General features: G+C 36.1%; 5 protein-coding genes and 1 pseudogene. 5 read left to right on the forward strand and 1 reads right to left on the reverse strand.

Annotated features, from left to right (window positions below; genetic code table 11):
• Window positions 1–138: 138 nt before the first annotated feature.
• The 5 genes and pseudogenes from ACLBWW_RS28540 to ACLBWW_RS28560 all read left to right on the forward strand — a co-directional run bounded on the left by ACLBWW_RS28540 (window position 139) and on the right by ACLBWW_RS28560 (window position 1,819).
• A complete protein-coding gene (locus ACLBWW_RS28540; protein ID WP_088110227.1) occupies window positions 139–288 on the forward strand; it encodes an XkdX family protein in 150 nt (49 codons plus the stop codon).
• A 65-nt stretch (window positions 289–353) separates the two neighbouring features.
• Window positions 354–500 carry a hypothetical protein gene (locus tag ACLBWW_RS28545; protein ID WP_165775593.1) on the forward strand — a complete coding sequence of 49 codons (147 nt, stop codon included), beginning with the start codon at window positions 354–356 and terminating at the stop codon, window positions 498–500.
• Between the two features lie 33 nt (window positions 501–533).
• Window positions 534–974 (forward strand): phage holin family protein, encoded by a 441-nt coding sequence (locus tag ACLBWW_RS28550; protein WP_048546614.1) that lies wholly within the window; start codon window positions 534–536, stop codon window positions 972–974.
• A pseudogene (locus ACLBWW_RS28555) lies at window positions 974–1,570 on the forward strand (glycoside hydrolase family 25 protein); the annotation flags it as partial. The gene ACLBWW_RS28550 and the pseudogene ACLBWW_RS28555, both read left to right, overlap by 1 nt.
• A complete protein-coding gene (locus ACLBWW_RS28560; RefSeq protein WP_239661033.1) occupies window positions 1,547–1,819 on the forward strand; it encodes an SH3 domain-containing protein in 273 nt (90 codons plus the stop codon). The pseudogene ACLBWW_RS28555 and the gene ACLBWW_RS28560, both read left to right, overlap by 24 nt.
• Before the next feature lie 177 nt (window positions 1,820–1,996).
• On the opposite strand, the gene ACLBWW_RS28565 is transcribed toward ACLBWW_RS28560, so the two are convergent.
• Window positions 1,997–2,096 (reverse strand): IS3 family transposase (locus tag ACLBWW_RS28565; RefSeq protein WP_080776419.1); only part of this gene is annotated, 100 nt, incomplete at its 5' end.

Here is a 2,096-nt window from a genome sequence, read left to right on the forward strand (position 1 = left end):
AAGGATAAACAAGAAACATTAGAAGAAGAGAATGCGGGATTGGTACTTTCTTCTATAAAAAAAGAAATGACTCTTGAATTGATGCAAGAAGAACAATCTGCGCTTGTTTTAAATTTAATTAAAGGTGGCGTTTTATAAATGGCTCAATTAGATTTTTACGCACTAGCTAAGAGATATTATAAGCGCTTTTATTCAAACGAAGATGTAGGTGTATTTGTTCAAGCTAAGAAGATTACACCAGAGCAATACAAGGAAATTACAAATTTTGATTATGTGGAGCAGCAATAGCTGATTCAAAAAGCTGTAGATGAGTTAATCATCATTAGTATTCAATAAAAAGGAGCTGACGCAAAATGGCTGAGTACATGGCACAACGAGTAATCGATGAAGTTTTTACTTATGCGTTTATCATTGTGAAAATGAAGGCGTACAAAGAAAGAATCTATAAATACTTAACTGAAAATGGAAGAGCAGATCTAATTACCGATAGCGCACAATAGTGGGCTTTTTATTTTGCATAAAGGAGTGAAAGAATGGATCGTATTGATGTATTAACGAAAACGTTTATAGCTGCATTTGGTGGATTCTGCGGGTATTTTTTGGGAGGATGGAATGCAACATTGAAAATCTTAGTGACGATGGCAGTTATTGATTATTTAACTGGCATGATAGCAGCAGGATACAACGGAGAACTAAAAAGTAAAGTTGGTTTTAAAGGCATCGCCAAAAAGGTGGTGCTTTTTCTTTTGGTTGGAGTCGCGACTCAGTTAGATACAATACTTGGAAGTAATAGTGCTATTCGTGAAGCGACAATCTTTTTCTTTATCGGAAATGAGTTGCTTTCACTTTTAGAAAATGCAGGGCGTATGGGAATCCCGTTACCTTCAGCGTTAACAAACGCAGTAGAAGTTTTAGGTAGTAAGAGCAAAAAAACAAGCTCTGAATATGATAATAAAAAAGGAGTTGTTGAATAATGGGTTATATTGTAGATATTTCTAAGTGGAATGGAGACATTAATTGGGATGTAGCAGGACCGCAATTAGATTTAGTAATTGCACGTGTGCAAGATGGTTCGAATTATGTAGACCCTTTGTATAATGGATATGTACAAGCGATGAAATCAAGGAATATTCCTTTTGGAAATTATGCATTTTGTCGTTTTGTGTCTATCAACGATGCCAAAAAAGAAGCACAAGACTTTTGGGCTCGTGGTGACAAATCAGCTAAGTTTTGGGTAGCTGATGTTGAAGTGCAAACAATGAGTGATATGCAAGGTGGGACACAGGCGTTTATCGATGAACTACGCCGACTAGGAGCTAAAAAGATAGGGTTATATGTAGGGCATCATACGTATGATTCGTTTGGAGCGCGTAATATACAAGCTGATTTTGTATGGATTCCGCGATATGGCGGCAATAAACCAGCATATCCTTGTGATATTTGGCAATACACGGAGACAGGTAATGTGCCAGGTATCGGCAAATGTGATTTAAATCAATTAATAGGTAATAAACCACTTTCATGGTTTACTGGAGTAGATGAAACAATTGCAAATAGTCAATATGATTCTAGTTGGTTTACAAAACAAGACGGTGTATTTAAGTTAAATACATCTATTAAACTTCGTACCGCACCATTAACTGATGCTCCAATTATCGCTACACTTAATGCAGGAGATGAAGTAAAGTATGATGCATTCGGTTATGAAAAAGACGGTTATGTATGGATACGTCAACCACGTTCAAACGGATATGGTTACATTGCAACTGGTGAAACTTCAAACGGAAAACGTGTTAGTAGTTGGGGTTCATTTAAATAAAAGAATAGTTTGATTAACATAAATAAGAGCCGTCCTATTGGGCGGCTTTTTTTAATTTATATTCACTAATTCATCCAACTTAAACTCGGTATTCAAACCGAAAACGACGTACTCTTAGAATAGAGCACGTCGTTTGTTATGAAGTGAACCCCGAAAACGGGACACCAATCAAAACACCTAAACCACTTGTTCCCTAAATTCTTTAGGGGATAGGTGGTTTAATTTTTCTTGAATTCGCACACAATTGTAGTAATGAATGTATTCTAGCACAATCTTT

Source organism: Bacillus sp. M5A3_1b (assembly GCF_053345335.1).